This is a genomic window from Parabacteroides sp. MSK.9.14, from assembly GCF_019041495.1.
Lineage (GTDB): Bacteria > Bacteroidota > Bacteroidia > Bacteroidales > Tannerellaceae > Parabacteroides > Parabacteroides merdae.
The window spans coordinates 76,794-92,456 of record NZ_JAHPXO010000012.1; the positions used below are offsets into that span (position 1 = coordinate 76,794).

General features: G+C 48.6%; 10 protein-coding genes. 6 read left to right on the forward strand and 4 right to left on the reverse strand.

All coding sequences use genetic code 11. The annotated features are described in order from the left end of the window. Positions 1-16 precede the first annotated feature (16 nt). The 6 genes from infB to KTG12_RS08465 all read left to right on the forward strand — a co-directional run bounded on the left by infB (position 17) and on the right by KTG12_RS08465 (position 7,602). Positions 17-2,989: a translation initiation factor IF-2 gene (gene infB, locus KTG12_RS08440; RefSeq protein ID WP_005650621.1), complete on the forward strand. Its 2,973-nt coding sequence runs from the start codon at positions 17-19 to the stop codon at positions 2,987-2,989. 2 nt (positions 2,990-2,991) lie between these two features. Continuing rightward, positions 2,992-3,483, forward strand: coding sequence for a CvpA family protein (locus KTG12_RS08445; protein ID WP_005637581.1), 492 nt, complete (start codon positions 2,992-2,994; stop codon positions 3,481-3,483). Positions 3,484-3,516: 33 nt separating this feature from the next. Further along, complete coding sequence (gene sufB, locus KTG12_RS08450; protein ID WP_122116076.1) at positions 3,517-4,962, forward strand: Fe-S cluster assembly protein SufB; 1,446 nt, start codon at positions 3,517-3,519, stop codon at positions 4,960-4,962. Between the two features lie 88 nt (positions 4,963-5,050). Beyond that, the gene (gene sufC, locus KTG12_RS08455; RefSeq protein ID WP_046452219.1) at positions 5,051-5,806 is read left to right on the forward strand and encodes a Fe-S cluster assembly ATPase SufC; all 756 of its coding nucleotides are present in this window, start codon (positions 5,051-5,053) and stop codon (positions 5,804-5,806) included. Between the two features lie 62 nt (positions 5,807-5,868). Further along, positions 5,869-7,212: a Fe-S cluster assembly protein SufD gene (gene sufD, locus KTG12_RS08460; RefSeq protein WP_046452220.1), complete on the forward strand. Its 1,344-nt coding sequence runs from the start codon at positions 5,869-5,871 to the stop codon at positions 7,210-7,212. A 9-nt stretch (positions 7,213-7,221) separates the two neighbouring features. Continuing rightward, positions 7,222-7,602, forward strand: coding sequence for a VOC family protein (locus tag KTG12_RS08465; RefSeq protein WP_005637574.1), 381 nt, complete (start codon positions 7,222-7,224; stop codon positions 7,600-7,602). 159 nt (positions 7,603-7,761) lie between these two features. Here KTG12_RS08465 and KTG12_RS08470 read toward each other — a convergent pair whose 3' ends face one another. The 4 genes from KTG12_RS08470 to KTG12_RS08485 form a co-directional block, all read right to left on the reverse strand. Beyond that, positions 7,762-8,328, reverse strand: coding sequence for an RNA polymerase sigma-70 factor (locus KTG12_RS08470; RefSeq protein ID WP_005646953.1), 567 nt, complete (start codon positions 8,326-8,328; stop codon positions 7,762-7,764). Between the two features lie 181 nt (positions 8,329-8,509). Then, positions 8,510-10,795: a GH92 family glycosyl hydrolase gene (locus KTG12_RS08475; protein WP_122116075.1), complete on the reverse strand. Its 2,286-nt coding sequence runs from the start codon at positions 10,793-10,795 to the stop codon at positions 8,510-8,512. 141 nt (positions 10,796-10,936) lie between these two features. Further along, the gene (locus KTG12_RS08480) at positions 10,937-12,421 is read right to left on the reverse strand and encodes a RagB/SusD family nutrient uptake outer membrane protein (protein ID WP_122116074.1); all 1,485 of its coding nucleotides are present in this window, start codon (positions 12,419-12,421) and stop codon (positions 10,937-10,939) included. A 14-nt stretch (positions 12,422-12,435) separates the two neighbouring features. Further along, positions 12,436-15,636, reverse strand: coding sequence for a TonB-dependent receptor (locus tag KTG12_RS08485; RefSeq protein WP_122116073.1), 3,201 nt, complete (start codon positions 15,634-15,636; stop codon positions 12,436-12,438). Between the last annotated feature and the right edge of the window lie 27 nt (positions 15,637-15,663).

Sequence of the window (15,663 nt, forward strand, 5' to 3'; positions counted from 1 at the left end):
TACGACAAAGTTTGATATGCCCATAAAATTAATACAAGTACAGAGAAAATTAAATGTAGGAATCAACACGGTTGTTGAGTTTCTACGCAAGAAAGGGTTCGAGGTTGAGGATAACAATCCCAACACGCGAATCGGTGATGAACAGTATGCTTTGCTCGTAAAAGAGTTTGGAAAAGATTTACCGAACGGCGGACGTGAGCGTGAACGGGTCGTGCCCGAACGCTCTCACAGGGAAGCTTCTTCTGTGAAAGAAGAAAAGAGTTCGGAAATAAAGACTGTAATACCGGAAGAATTCAGACCCAAAATTGTGACGAAGGGTCGGATCGATCTGGACAGACCGCATAAAAAAGTGCAGGAGGTGCAGCATCAGCCTGTTTCCGTTCCTGTGGAAAAGAAAGTGGAGAAGCCTGTGGAGGCGGCCACTGCTGCAAAAACTGCTGATGCTCCGGTTGAGGAGGTGAAAACCCCCGAAGTAAAGGCACCTGAGGTGGAAATACCTGAAGTGAAAATCCCGGAAATGAAACAGCAGCCTGAGGAGATAAAAGAAGAAAAAGTTATAGTAGTGGAAAAGGAACCAGCAGAAGTGATGAAACCGGAGCCTGTACAGGAGCCGAAAACTGCAAATGTAGAGTCAACGACTGCGACTGCAGAACCGGCGGCATCTGCCGGCAACGATTCTGACGAGGGATTATTCCGGTTGAATACTCCGAAGTTCGAGTCGAAAATCAAGGTGACAGGGAAGATAGATCTGAACGCGTTGAATCAGTCTACCCGTCCGAAGAAAAAGACGAAGGAGGAACGCAAGAAAGAGCGGGAAGACAAGCGCGAGAAGTTCGCCGGTAACAAAGCGGGGCAACAGTCGGGTAACGGGCTTTTCAATAAAGGACCGAAAGACGGAACGGCAAGACCAGGTGCTCCTGTCAAACCGGGAGAAGGCGGTACGGATGCAAAGAAAAAACGTAACCGTATCAAGAAAGACCGCGTAGATGTGAACAATACGCCGGGAACTAATGCACGCCCGTCACGTCCGAACGATGATCGCAAGCCGCGCCTACGCAAGCCGGTGAAGGCGGAAATCAGCGAGGAAGATGTACAGAAGCAGGTAAAGGAAACCTTGGCCCGTCTGACCAACAAGGGAAATAAGAATAATAAAGGTGCCAAGTACCGTCGCGACAAACGCGATGCCATCCAGAAGCGTGAACACGAACTGATGGAACAGGAAGAAATGGAAAGCAAGGTGTTGAAGCTGACGGAGTTTGTGACTGCCAATGACCTTGCCAACATGATGGACGTTCCTGTGACGCAGGTTATCGGTACTTGTATGAGTATCGGTATCATGGTTTCCATTAACCAGCGTCTGGATGCGGAAACAATTAATATCGTAGCTGAAGAATTCGGTTTCCAGACCGAATATGTAAGTGCCGAAGTGGTGGAAGCCATCAAGGCCGACGAAGAAGACGACAACGAAGAAGACTGGGTGGCGCGTCCTCCTATCGTGACTGTGATGGGACACGTTGACCACGGTAAGACCTCTTTGTTGGATAATATCCGTAATGCAAACGTAATTGCCGGTGAGGCAGGAGGTATCACGCAGCACATCGGTGCTTACAACGTGAAGTTGCAGAGCGGGCGTCGTATCACGTTCCTGGATACGCCGGGCCATGAGGCTTTTACCGCCATGCGTGCCCGTGGTGCCAAGGTGACGGATATCGCGATTATCATTGTGGCTGCCGACGATAATGTCATGCCACAGACTGTCGAAGCGATCAACCATGCTTCGGCTGCTGGTGTACCTATCGTATTTGCTATCAATAAGATCGACAAGCCTCATGCCAATCCTGACAAGATCAAGGAGGAATTGGCTAACATGAATTATTTGGTTGAAGACTGGGGAGGTAAGTACCAGAGCCAGGAAATTTCAGCCAAGAAAGGTATCGGTGTGGAGGACTTGTTGGAAAAAGTATTGTTGGAAGCCGATTTGCTCGACTTGAAGGCTAATCCGAAGAGACGTGCTGTTGGTTCCATCATCGAATCTTCACTTGACAAAGGACGTGGATATGTTTCTACCGTGTTGGTTGAAAACGGAACGCTGAAGGTCGGTGACATCGTACTGGCCGGAACCCATTTCGGTCGCGTAAAAGCGATGTTCAACGAACGTAACCAGCGTATCGAAAAGGCTGGTCCTTCCGAACCGGCTCTGATCCTCGGTCTGAACGGTGCTCCGCAGGCTGGCGATACGTTCAACGTACTGGAAACAGACCAGGAAGCCCGCGAAATTGCCAACCGTCGCGAACAGTTGCAGCGTGAGTTGGGCCTACGTACGCAGAAGATGCTTACGCTGGATGATATCGGTCGCCGTATCGCAGTCGGAAACTTCCAAGAACTGAACGTGATTGTGAAGGGTGACGTGGACGGTTCCGTAGAAGCGTTGTCGGACTCCCTGATCCGTCTGTCTACAGAGGAAATTCAAGTGAACGTGATCCACAAGGCTGTCGGTCAGATCTCCGAATCGGATGTCGTACTGGCTGCCGCTTCTGATGCGATTATCATCGGATTCCAGGTGCGCCCGGCATTGCCTGCACGCCGCCTGGCAGAGAAAGAGGGAGTTGAAATCCGTCTGTACTCGATTATCTATGATGCGATCGAAGAAGTGAAGAGCGCTATGGAAGGTATGCTTTCACCGGAAATCAAGGAAGAGATCACTGCGAACGTGGAAGTGCTTCAGGTCTTCAAGATCACGAAAGTGGGTACGATTGCCGGGTGTATGGTACGTGAAGGTAAGATCAAGCGTTCGAACAAGGTGCGCGTGATCCGTGACGGTATCGTGGTTCATTCCGGAGAGTTGGAATCTTTGAAACGTTTCAAGGATGATGTGAAGGAAGTGGTTGCCGGTTTGGATTGTGGTTTGAACATTGTCAACTACAATGATATTCAGGTTGGTGATATCATCGAGGCATACGAAGAAACGGAAATCAAGAAGACATTGTAAACATGAACTGGTTGGACATTACATTGCTATGTCTGGCAGGAATAGGATTTGTGAAAGGCCTGTTTGATGGAGTCATCAAACAGGTTGTTTCGCTTATAGCCCTTTTGGTCGGGATCTTTTTTTGTACGAAGGCGGCACTTTGGCTGCGTGGATATATATTGGCATTGGGCTGGTTTCCCGAACAAGGAGTGACGGTGCTCAGCTACGTGGCGGGTTTCCTGTTGATCGTGGGTGTCATATTGCTGGCGGGTGAGATTCTGACTCGTGTCGTGGGAGCGACGCCGTTGAGCGTCCTGAACCATTTGGTGGGTGGTGTCTTGGGGCTTTGTTTTATGATGGCGTTTGTCAGCCTTCTGCTGAACAGTATGGAGATGATAGACAAGGGATCGGTCCTGATCCCGCGCCAGGCAAAGGTCGAATCCCGTTTTTATAATTCAGTCAAAGAAATAATCCCAACCATTTACTTCCAAAATTTGTTTTTTAAGGAGGAATAGGTTTCATAATTTGAACAATATATTTAATGTATAATGGAAGATTCAAACGACATACTAAATGAGGTGACGACCGGTGATTATAAGTACGGATTCGTTACCGATATAGATACGGAGGTGATTCATCGCGGATTGGATGAAGAGACTGTTCGTATTATTTCCGCCAAGAAGAATGAACCGGAATGGCTGCTTGAGTTCCGCTTGAAAGCCTTCCGCCATTGGCAGACACTGGAGATGCCGACATGGCCTCACCTGAATATCCCGCCGATCGACTATCAGGATATCATCTACTATGCCGCTCCGAAGAAGAAGGAAGGCCCGAAGAGCCTGGATGAGGTCGATCCGGAACTGATGAAGACTTTCGACAAACTGGGTATTCCTTTGCACGAACGTGCGCAGCTTAGCGGGATGGCGGTCGATGCAGTGATGGACAGCGTCTCCGTAAAGACAACATTCAAGGAGACGCTTGCTGAGAAGGGCATTATCTTCTGTTCTTTCAGCGAAGCCGTCCAGCATCATCCCGATTTGGTCCAGAAGTATCTGGGAAGCGTGGTCAGTTATCGTGATAATTTCTTTGCCGCATTGAATTCGGCGGTGTTCTCGGACGGTTCGTTTGTCTATATCCCGAAAGGCGTGCGTTGTCCGATGGAGCTTTCTACCTATTTCCGTATCAATGCGGCCAATACCGGACAGTTCGAACGTACATTGATTGTGGCGGATGATGAAGCCTATGTCAGTTACCTTGAAGGTTGTACCGCCCCGATGCGCGATGAGAACCAGCTTCATGCGGCTATCGTCGAAATCGTAGCGCATGAACGGGCCGAAGTGAAATATTCCACCGTCCAGAACTGGTATCCGGGTGACAAGGATGGAAAGGGAGGTATCTACAACTTCGTGACTAAACGCGGACTGTGCAAGGGCGAAGGGAGCAAGATCTCTTGGACACAGGTGGAGACTGGTTCCGCTATTACCTGGAAATACCCAAGCTGTATTCTGGCCGGTGATAATTCGGTAGGCGAGTTTTACTCGGTGGCCGTCACCAACAATTACCAGCAGGCCGACACCGGTACGAAGATGATCCACCTTGGACGGAATACTCGCAGTACGATCGTCTCGAAAGGTATCTCCGCCGGGCATAGTCAGAACAGCTATCGCGGCTTGGTGAAAGTTTCTCCCCGTGCCGAAGGCGCCCGTAATCATAGCCAGTGCGACAGCCTGTTGCTTAGTTCGACTTGCGGTGCCCATACCTTCCCCTATGCCGATATCCAGAACGAGACGGCGGTAGTGGAACACGAAGCGACGACGAGCAAGATCAGCGAAGAACAGTTGTTCTATTGCCAGCAGCGCGGTATCTCGGTCGAGGAAGCTGTCGGTCTGATCGTCAACGGGTATGCCCGCGAGGTAATGAACAAGCTCCCTATGGAGTTTGCCGTGGAGGCACAGAAGCTGCTGACTATTTCTTTAGAAGGAAGCGTAGGATGATTTTATGATTTATGATTTATGATTTATGCGTCGATGATAAATCATAAATCATAAATCATAAATCGCATAAATCATAAATTATAAAGTCATGTTAGAGATAAAGAACTTACATGCCAATATCAATGGCAAAGAGATATTGAAAGGGATCAACCTTTCTGTCAAGGCGGGTGAGGTACACGCCATCATGGGGCCGAACGGTTCCGGAAAAAGTACCTTGAGCAGTGTGTTGGTCGGTAATCCGGCATTCGAAGTAACGGAAGGGGAGGTGATCTTCAACGGTAAGAACCTGTTGGATCTTGAACCGGAAGACCGTAGCCGTGAAGGTATTTTCCTGAGTTTCCAGTATCCGGTGGAGATTCCGGGAGTCAGCATGGTGAACTTCATGCGTGCCGCCTTGAACGAACATCGTAAATATAAAGGGCTGGAACCTGTTTCGGCTACCGACTTCCTGAAGCTGATGCGCGAGAAGCGTGCGATTGTGGAATTGGACAATAAGCTGGCGAGCCGCAGCGTGAACGAAGGTTTTTCGGGTGGTGAGAAGAAGCGGAACGAAATCTTCCAGATGGCAATGCTCGAACCGAAGCTGGCGATTCTCGATGAGACGGATAGCGGTCTGGATATCGATGCCCTCCGCATCGTGGCAAATGGTGTCAACCAACTTCGTACGCCAGAGAATGCGGCTATCGTGATCACGCACTACCAACGTCTGCTGGATTATATCAAGCCCGACGTGGTCCATGTCCTCTACAAAGGACGTATTGTCAAAACCGCCGGTCCCGAACTGGCTCTCGAACTCGAAGAAAAAGGCTACGACTGGATCAAGAAAGAGATGGGAGAAGAATAAGAATAATTAGGCACGGATTACACGCGAAATCCGTGTAATCCATGCCAAAAAATTAGATAGTAATGAAAGCAGAACAACAATATATCGATCTTTTCACCCATTATGAGGATCTGATTTGCCGGCATGCGGCGGGGTTGATGAATTTGCCGCGTGCAGAGGCTTTGGCTGATTTGGAACGGTTGGGCTTTCCGACGGTGAAGAGTGAAGATTATAAATATACAGATGTGGCGCAGGCTTTTGCTCCGGATTACGGGGTGAATATCAATCGTCTTGATATCCCGGTCAATCCGTACGACGTGTTCCGTTGTGATGTCCCCAACCTGAGTACCTCGCTTTATTTTGTGGTGAATGATACTTTCTATGACAAGATGTTACCGAAAGCCCATCTTCCCGAAGGTGTTTATGCCGGGGGAATGCGTACTTTCATGGAAAAGTATCCCGAAGTGGCATCCCGCTATTATGGCAAGGCGGCACCAACCGGTAAGGATGGTATTGTTGCCTTGAACACTATGCTGGCCCAGGATGGTTTTGTGGTCTATGTGCCGGAAGGTGTCGTAGTGGAGCGTCCGATCCAGTTGGTGAATATCTTCCGCAGCGATGTAGACACGATGGCGAACCGCCGTATCCTGGTGATTATGGAGCCTCGTTCGGAAGCCAAGCTGTTGGTGTGCGATCATAGCATCGACGATGTCAAGTTCTTAGCCACGCAGGTTGTCGAGATCTTTGCGGGTGAAGGTGCCTTCTTCGATTATTACGACCTCGAAGAGAGCAGCATGTCGACTACTCGTTTTGCCTCCGTGCATGTGAAGCAGGAAGCGGGAAGTAATGTTTTGGTGAATGGTATCACGCTGAATAACGGCCTTACCCGTAACAACTATTATATCGAACTGAACGGCGAACAGGCTGAAGCGACTTTGTGCGGTATGTCGATCCTGGACAAAGAACAGCAGCTTGATACCTACAGCCATATTACGCATGCCGTACCTCATTGTACTAGCAACGAACTGTTCAAGAATGTTTTGGACGATCATGCGGTCGGTGCGTTCAGCGGCCGTATATTAGTGAAGGAAGATGCACAGAAGACAGCGGCCTATCAGACGAATCGCAATCTTTGCGCGACCCGTGAAGCCCGCATGTACAGCAAGCCCCAGTTGGAAATCTATGCCGACGATGTGAAATGTTCGCATGGTATGACCACCGGACAGTTGGACGAAACTGCTTTGTTCTATATGCAGAGCCGCGGCATTCCTCGTGACGAGGCACGCATGTTGTTAAGCGTAGCTTTCACCGCGGACGTGATCGATTACGTACGTCTGGATGCCTTGAAAGACCGTTTGCACAAATTAGTAGAAAAACGTTTTCGTGGAGAACTGGCGAGATGCGCCGGTTGCCGGATTTGTAAATAAGAATAACATATGCAATTGACTCATATCGCTATCTGGACGAATGAACTGGAACGTTCGCGTGATTTTTATATCAAGTATTTCAACGGGAAAAGCAACGAGAAGTATGTGAATCCGAAGAAAGGCTTTGCCTCTTATTTCGTCACTTTCGAGGGAGGGGCTTCGCTTGAAATTATGCAGCGGACCGATATTACCAAAGAAACGGCAGATGTCTTCATCGGACTTGCCCATTTTGCCTTTTCTACCGGATCGAAAGAGAAGGTGGATGCCATGATCGAACAGTTCCGTTCGGACGGTTACAAGATCGTAGGCGAGCCGCGTATTACTGGTGACGGTTATTATGAAGGAGCTGTTTTGGATCCGGATGGTAACATTGTTGAGGTGATCGCTTGACGGAAACGTACCGGGATTGATATTACCAGACGCAGATAAATACGGAAGGGCGCTGAGTTATGCGGACATCATTGGTAAGATGAGTCCGCATGATTCTGCGCTCTTTTGTTTTCGGTACTCAGTAAAGCCAGACAGCCGTGTATGGGCGGAAAGGCCGGATCAGTTCATATAGGATAAGAATACCAATAGAGGTATGTAGTCTTTCAGATTGGCATGTAGCTTTTTCAGGGCCTGGGATATATGGTATTCCACGCCTTTGGTTGTCATGCCGAGCGTTTCTGCGATCTCTTTGTAAGGTTTGTTTTCGTAGCGACTCATGATGAAGATACGGCGGGTCTGTTCAGGGAGGGTGGCCAGTGTTTTGTTTACGATCTCCTGTGCCTCGGCTGTAAACAGTTCTTCCGGGTTGCAGGCTTCGAGGGTGGAGATGCGGGTGTTCAGTTCCCATTCGGCATGATTCTTCAGGTGTTCGCTGGCATCTTCCCTGACTTGTATATGTTGCAGGTAGTTGATACATTTGTTTTTGATGATCGTGAGTATATAGGCCGGAACATTGGAATCGGCCTTCAGCGTGTTCCGGTTTTCCCAGTATTGCATCAGCGCTTCTATAGTGAAATCTTCGGCAACAGCTATATCCCTCACATATATATTCGCAAAGCGGATGAACCGTCCTTGATAATCTGCGAATAATTGATTGAAGGCCTTTAAATCTGCTGAATATTCCATATACCCTATCGATTAGCGCGTAAATATAATAAAATTTAAAAGAAAAGCTATATTTATTCTACGTAGATTACCTTTCCGGTTTTTACCGCTTTCTTCTCTATATTGAAAATTCCTGCCCTGTGTCTGGTAGGACGGTGAGGCAGAGCAGGAATATGTAAATGATTTTTTTATGCGTCGTTCTTTATAACCCCATTGAAGGTGGAAGCGATCCGGCGGAAGAAGCCCATTCTTTATTGGGGCTATCTCCCATGACGAACGAGAGTTTGCCTCCGTTCATAATGTCTGTATGGAGGATATAGCTCTTGTCGTACGGCTGTCCGTTGAGGGTAGCGGACTGGATGTAGATATTCTTGTCCGATGCTCCTGGGGCTTCGATCGTGAACTTCTTGCCGTTTTCAAGTGTGATAACGCTCTCTTCGAATGACGGGCTGCCGATCACGTAGTAGGGCATGCCCGGACAGACCGGATAGAAGCCGACCATGCTGAAGACCAGCCAGGATGACATCTGCCCGGCATCGTCGTTGCCGGATAGTCCGTCGGGAGTCGTGAAATACTCGCGGTTGATGATATCATGTACCCATTTTTGTGTTTTCCAAGGTTCACCGGCATAAGCGAAAAGATAGGCGATGTGGTGTCCCGGCTCGTTGCCATGCCAGTAATAGTTTCCTTCGAAGAAGTTGTCCAGACGGTTGATGAAACGTTCTTTTCCGCCCATGTGCCGGATCAGTCCGGCTATGTCCTGGGGAGCATACCAGGTGTAGTGGTAAGGAGTCCCTTCACAGATGAACGAAGTGGAGGCAAACGGATCGAACGGCTCGATCCAGGTTCCATCGGCATGGCGTCCACGGGCATAGCCTGTTTCGGGGTCGATTACGTTCCGGTAGTTTTCCGCCCGTTTGATGAGTGCTTTATAATCGTCTGTCTTGCCTAACTTCTTGGCAACCTGTGCAAGGACAAAATCATCATAGGCATATTCCAGTGTGCGGGATACTTGTTCACGACGGTGGAATGCTTCCGTTACTTGATCCTCTAACGGCACGTAATTGTATTTCAGGTAAGACTCTATTGCCCGTCGGCCTTTCCCGTCGCGATAGCTGGCGGAGTCCGGATTGGCCTCGAAAGCGTTTTTGCGCATCAGCGTGTAAGCTTCTTCATAGTCAAAACCCGGAGTGTCTTTGACGATGGCGTCTCCGATCATGGCGATGCAGTGGTCACCGATCATGGCAGCCGTGTAGCTATTCCAGGACGGGAAGATGGGCAACCAACCGCCTTGCTGTCCTTTTAACACGAGCGAATGTGCCATATCCCCGTTGCGGGAAGGGGTGAGGATGGAGAATAGAGGGTGGACGGCACGGTAGGTATCCCATTGCGAGAAGTCGCAATAGTAGGTTCCGTGGTCCATCTTCATAATCTGTCCGTCACCGTCGAATCTCGGATAGGAGCCGTCCACGTCGCTGAACGTGCGGGGCAGGAAGTGTGCGTTGTAGAGAGCTGAATAGAATTTGACCTTTTCTTTTTCGTTGTTTCCTTTTACTGCGATTTGCCCCAATGCCTGGTTCCAGATGTCGGAGGATGCCTGTCGCACTTCGTTGAAGTTCCATCCCGGAATTTCGGCAGCCAAGTTTTTGCGGGCATTGTCGATGCTCGTAAAGGAAGTGGCAACTTTGACCAGTATTTTCCCCGGCTTATCGGAAGCCAGCTTGATCCAAGCTCCGACAGCATGTTTTTGTCCTTTTGCCGATTTTCGTCCGGGGATGATCGTGGTGCTGTCCCAAACGCCATAGTCGGCAATCTCTTCATTCAGCTGAATCACGAAATGTCCGCTGAATCCGGCTTCCTTACCGTATCCTTGGTAGATGCGGTGTACGGGGTTGTAACCGGTAATTTCTTTTTTCTCCGGATTGATTTCGACGAAGGCGACACCTTCATCACTATTGGGTTCGATCACGATATAGTGGTCGCCATCCTGTTCGAAGCAGAATTGCATGATGCCTGCACGGGAGAGTCCGGTCAATTCGGCATGGATGTCATAGTCGTTCAAGTCGACCGAATAATAGGAGGGAGTTGCTGTTTCCTGAGTGTGGTCGAAAGTGGAGGCGCGTTTGACCGGGTCTATTTCGAGCTTGTTGCTGAGCGGCATAATTGTGACGCTGCCGTAGTCTTGTGTACAGGAGCCGTTCATCCAGTGGCTGGCCCGGAATCCTTGGATTGCATCCTGGAAATAATAGTAGGGAGGATGACATTTCTGTTCGGTCGCCTGTGTCTGTGCCACCCAGTTGGTCATACCGTGTGGAACCCCGACTGCCGGCATGATTTGTCCGCGTTCTTCCGTCGAGTTCTTGTCTTTTCCTTGTACGATGCGGATATCTGTACCGATCAGCGGGTCTACATATTTTTCAAATTTATTTTCCTGTTGGTTGCATGAGAATAAACACAACGTACTTAATAAAATTGTCCAGCTCTTCATGTTATATTATTTTAGGTATGCTGTAAAGATAGAAAAAAAGCAGAAAAGTGTATCAAAACTATCCTTTGTTCCCGCGCTTGACGCGGGATCGCATTATATCAAGCGCGGGAACAAGGGGATTTTGATACACTTTCTTTTCGATTAATTTCGGGATTCGATTCTATAGTCGTTCTGTGTCAGTTTCGGATTGACATCGATCTGCTTTTGCGGAATCGGGCAGATAAGGTTTGTTTCGTTTAGGGAGAATCCTTTACTTCTCATCACTTCAACAGCACGTCCGGTGCGGATTAAGTCGAACCAGCGATGATTTTCGAATGCCAGTTCCACGCGGCGTTCCTGTTCTACCATCAGGGCGAACTGGGCCTTGTCGGTTGTCTGCAGGTCGACCGGGCTGGTCTCTGTCGTCTGATAACCGAAACCACGCCGGCGTGTCATATTCAGATATTTGCAGGCTTCTGCCGTCTTTCCGTTCTGGTTCAATGCTTCGGCATACATCAGGATCACATCGGCATAGCGGATTACCGGATAGTTGTTGCTGGCATCATTGTTCTGATAAGGAACATCCATGAACTTGCAGACATAGCGGGATTCCACCCATTCGTTGTTTTTGCGGTTATCGTAATATCCGAGGGACATGGAGAAATCACGGCGAAGGTCGCCTTCTTCATAAGCATTGTAGATGTCCATTTCCGGGATATTATTACCACCTGTACCACCGACTGCCACCACATTCGTTCCTGAGTTTTCAGGTGCGAAGTTATTGGCATAGTTGGAACCTTCGCCATAGCCGCCTTTCAGGAACTGGATTTCGAAAATGCCTTCCTTGCTGTTGTGGTTAACTGGGCTGAACACATTTTTGTAGCCGTCGATGTTCAGGCTGCCCGGCGTATTTTCCAACAAACTGTACCGTCCGCTGTTGATGATTTCAGCCAAGATAGTTTCCGCTTCTGCATATTTGTGCAAAGTCATGTAGACGTTTGCCAATAATGCTTTGGCTGCTCCTTGGGTTGCACGCCCGTCTTCGGCTGTCGAATAGGAAACAGGGAGATCTTGTGCCTCTTTCAGGTCGGCGATGATTTGGTTGTAAACATTTTCTTTTGGTTCACGCAGGATGTCGTAAGATTCCGAGATGCTGATCTCTTTCAGTACCAATGGTACATCACCGTAGACGCGTACTAGGTTAAAATACATCAAGGCACGGATAAACTTGCATTCCAGTTTATACCGGTTTGCCAATTCAGTATTGATTTCGATTCCGTCGATACGTCCTAAGACCGTATTGGTACGGTTGATAACTTTGTAGGCTGCTTTCCAGAAATTGGCGATCATACTGTTCTGCGTGTCGATGTAGAACTGGTCGAACTCATTCTGAGTGGTTACTGAACCGGAGAGTTGGTTGCGGGTATTGTCGGAGGGGATTTCTCCGAAAACATACCAGTTACCGTATATGTCACCTTCCTGTAGAGAAGAGTAGACTCCGTTTACTGCCGAGAGGATGTCGTCGGCCGTTTTGTAGAAATCGTTTTCACTTAAATCCGTTTGCGGATTCTGTTCCAGGAAGTCACTGCAGGATGAGAAGCTAAATCCCAGAAGGGCTATTGCGATCAGATTATATTTTAGTTTCATAATTTGTCTGCTATTTAAAAGGTTACGTTAATACCGAAAGTACAGGTGCGATACAGCGGGTACATACCGTAGTCGGTACCGGGAGCCGTCACGTTGTCTTCCTTGAAACTTGTTTCCGGGTTGTAGCCGCTATAACTTGTGATCGTCAGCAGATTTTGTGTGGAAACATATACGCGGGCACGTTGGATGCTGCATTTCTTGGTGAATGCTTCAGGCAGCGTATAACCGACAGTCAGGTTGTTTACACGGAGGAAAGAACCGTCCTCTACCCAGCGTGAGGAAATGGCATTGTTCTGCCCGGTCGGCTGTGAGTTGGCTCTCGGAATCCATCCGTTACCCGGGTTTGATTCTGATTGCCAGCGTCCCATCATCTCTTTCAGCTGATTCTGGTTTCCTTCGCCCTGTGTGTAGAAGCGTCTACCCAAGTGTAGTACTTCATTTCCGACAACCCCCTGTAGGGATATACTGGCATCGAAGTTCTTGAAGGTGAAGGAGTGTGTCATACCCCAGGTAAAGTCTGGCATATTGTTACCGATGATTGTGCGGTCGTCGGCATCGATTTTATGATCTCCGTTGACGTCTTCGAACATGACGTCACCCACTTGCGTGTCGGCCAGATGAGGATATGAATCCAGTTCTTCTTTCGTTTTGAAGATTCCCAGCATTTTATACCCGTAGAAAGCACCGATCGGTTGGCCTACCATTGTGACGTGGGTTGTTCCGGCACCGCCGTCGCTGAAGATCGGATCTCCTGTCGGTCCTAAAGCCAATACTTTGTTACGGTTGACAGAAATATTCCCGGTTGCATCCCAAGTAAAGTCTTTGCCTCTGAACGGAGTACCGCTAAGGGTGATTTCAAGACCTTTGTTACGCATTTTTCCGATATTCTGCATAGCCTTTTCGAATCCGGTGATTGTCGGAATATCTACATCCATCAACAGGTCGGTAGTCTTACGGTAGTATAGGTCCAGAGACAAAGACAGACGGCTGTCCAAAACGGAGATTTCGAAACCGAGATCAGTCTGGCGTGTCTTTTCCCAAGTCAGGTCAGCGTTGGAGAAGCTCTTTTGGGCTGCACCGTTTACGATATTACCCGTACCCGTTCCCAATACATAGTTAGCATTTTCCATGATACCGATCGACGCATAATCACCGATATTATTGTTACCTGTGATACCGTAGCTTGCGCGGATCTTCATGTCCGACAACCATTTTACATCTTTCAGAAAGTCTTCCTGAGACAGACGCCATGCTACTGATCCGGAAGGAAAATAACCGTAGCGGTTGTTTTTGCCGAAACGGGAAGAACCGTCCGCACGGATGGATGCGGTCAGGTAGTATTTGTTGTTATAACGATAGTTGACACGTGCCAGATAGGAGAGTAATGTCCAGGTCTTGCGTTCTGACTTGCTGCTTTTTACTGTTGCATTGTTGAGTGTCTGTATTTTATCATTCGGGAAATCGGAACCCGTAGCCTCTGTGTAGCGGTAGATGTTTTTCTGTGCAGTGACACCGGCAACAGCGTCGAGTTCGTGCTTACCCCACGATTCGAAATAAGTAATCGTATTTTCGTTCAGCCAGTTGATAACTTCGGTTGACTTCTCTGTCGCTTTTCTTTCCGTTGAAGGGAGAGGAGCCACGTTACCGTTATTAGGAATGGTTGCCGGACGGAAGTATTCGCCTCTGTATTCGCGGATATCGGCACCGATGGTAGATTTCAGTTTCAGGTTTTTCAACAAGGAAAGTTCGATATAACCGTTGCTGAACAGGCGGAGATCTGTGTCGTAGTTGTGGATATGTGTCAAGGCCACAGCATTCGGTACACCGGTCAATCCGTCGCTAGCGACGGCGTACATGGACTGTGAAGCCCATGTACCGTCTTCATTGTATACAGGTACTACGGGAGATGTCGCTAAAGCTGCATTGATGACACCGTCACTTGCCCAGTGGCCTTGGGTTGTCTTGTTCGCGTTCATGTAAGTCGGAGCCAGATTGACACCCAGCTTCAACCAACTGTTCAGTTCGCTGTCGATTTTGGCTCTTGCCGAGAATCGTTCATAATCACTGTTGATAACGACACCTTGCTGGTTGAAATAGCCGGCAGAGAACATATATTTAGTCTTTTCATCGCCACCAGTTACTGTCAACTGGTAGTTTTGTACGGGGGAAGTGCGGAAAATTTCGTCTTGCCAATCCGTACCGGCACCTAAAGAGGCAATATAGGCGGCATCGTCGTAGATAGCCGGGTAACGATAACGGTTTCCGGACGGACGCATACTCAGCGGATCGCTAGCGGATGCTCCAGGAACCTTGCTGATGTAGTTGTTATTGAAGGCTTCCCGGCTGAATTCGACAAATTCCTGCGCGTTCATCAGGTCCATCTTCTTTGTTACGTTCTGGAAACCTGCATAGATATCCAAGCTTACACTGACCTTGCCGGTCTTTCCCGACTTGGTTGTGACCAATACGACACCGTTGGCTGCACGCGAACCGTAGATAGCGGCTGCCGAAGCATCTTTCAATACTTCGATAGATTCGATATCATTCGGGTTGATCGCATTCAAGTTTTGTTCTCCCAGCGGATATCCGTCGACAACATACAACGGGGCGCTGGATGCCGTGATGGAGCCGGACCCGCGCACACGGATTGTGGCCGCTTGTCCCGGTTGCCCTCCGACTTGTTGTACCTGTACACCGGCCAGTTTTCCGGCCATAGCTTCTGTCGGATGCGACACTTTGAGGTCTTTCATCGAACTGCTGCTCAATTGTGAAACGGCTCCTGTCAAGTCTTTTTTCTTCATGACACCGTAGCCGACTACTACAACTTCGTCCAGTGCTTCGGAGTCTTCCTGGAGAGTAATATTAAAGGTGGTCTGATTCCCTACGCGTATTTCTTGTGGAGTAAATCCGATGTAGGAGATAACGAGAGTAGCGTTTGCGGGCACATTCTCAAGCGTGAATTTACCATCCATGTCCGTAATGTTCCCGTTTGTCGTTCCTTTTACGATAATGTTGGCACCGGCTATAGGGCCGAGTGCGTCTTGTACGATTCCTGTGATGGTCTTTCCGTTTTGTTGCAAACGTGTAGGAACTGCCGAGTCCGATTTTCCCCGCAGGCTCGTTGCAGGGTCCGTGATGTAATTCTCATTTGCCAGAACACTGATGCTGGGCAAAAGAGAAAGCAGGCAAATTATTGCCATTTTGTTATTTTTCATGTTTACATGGTGATTTAAGTTACTACT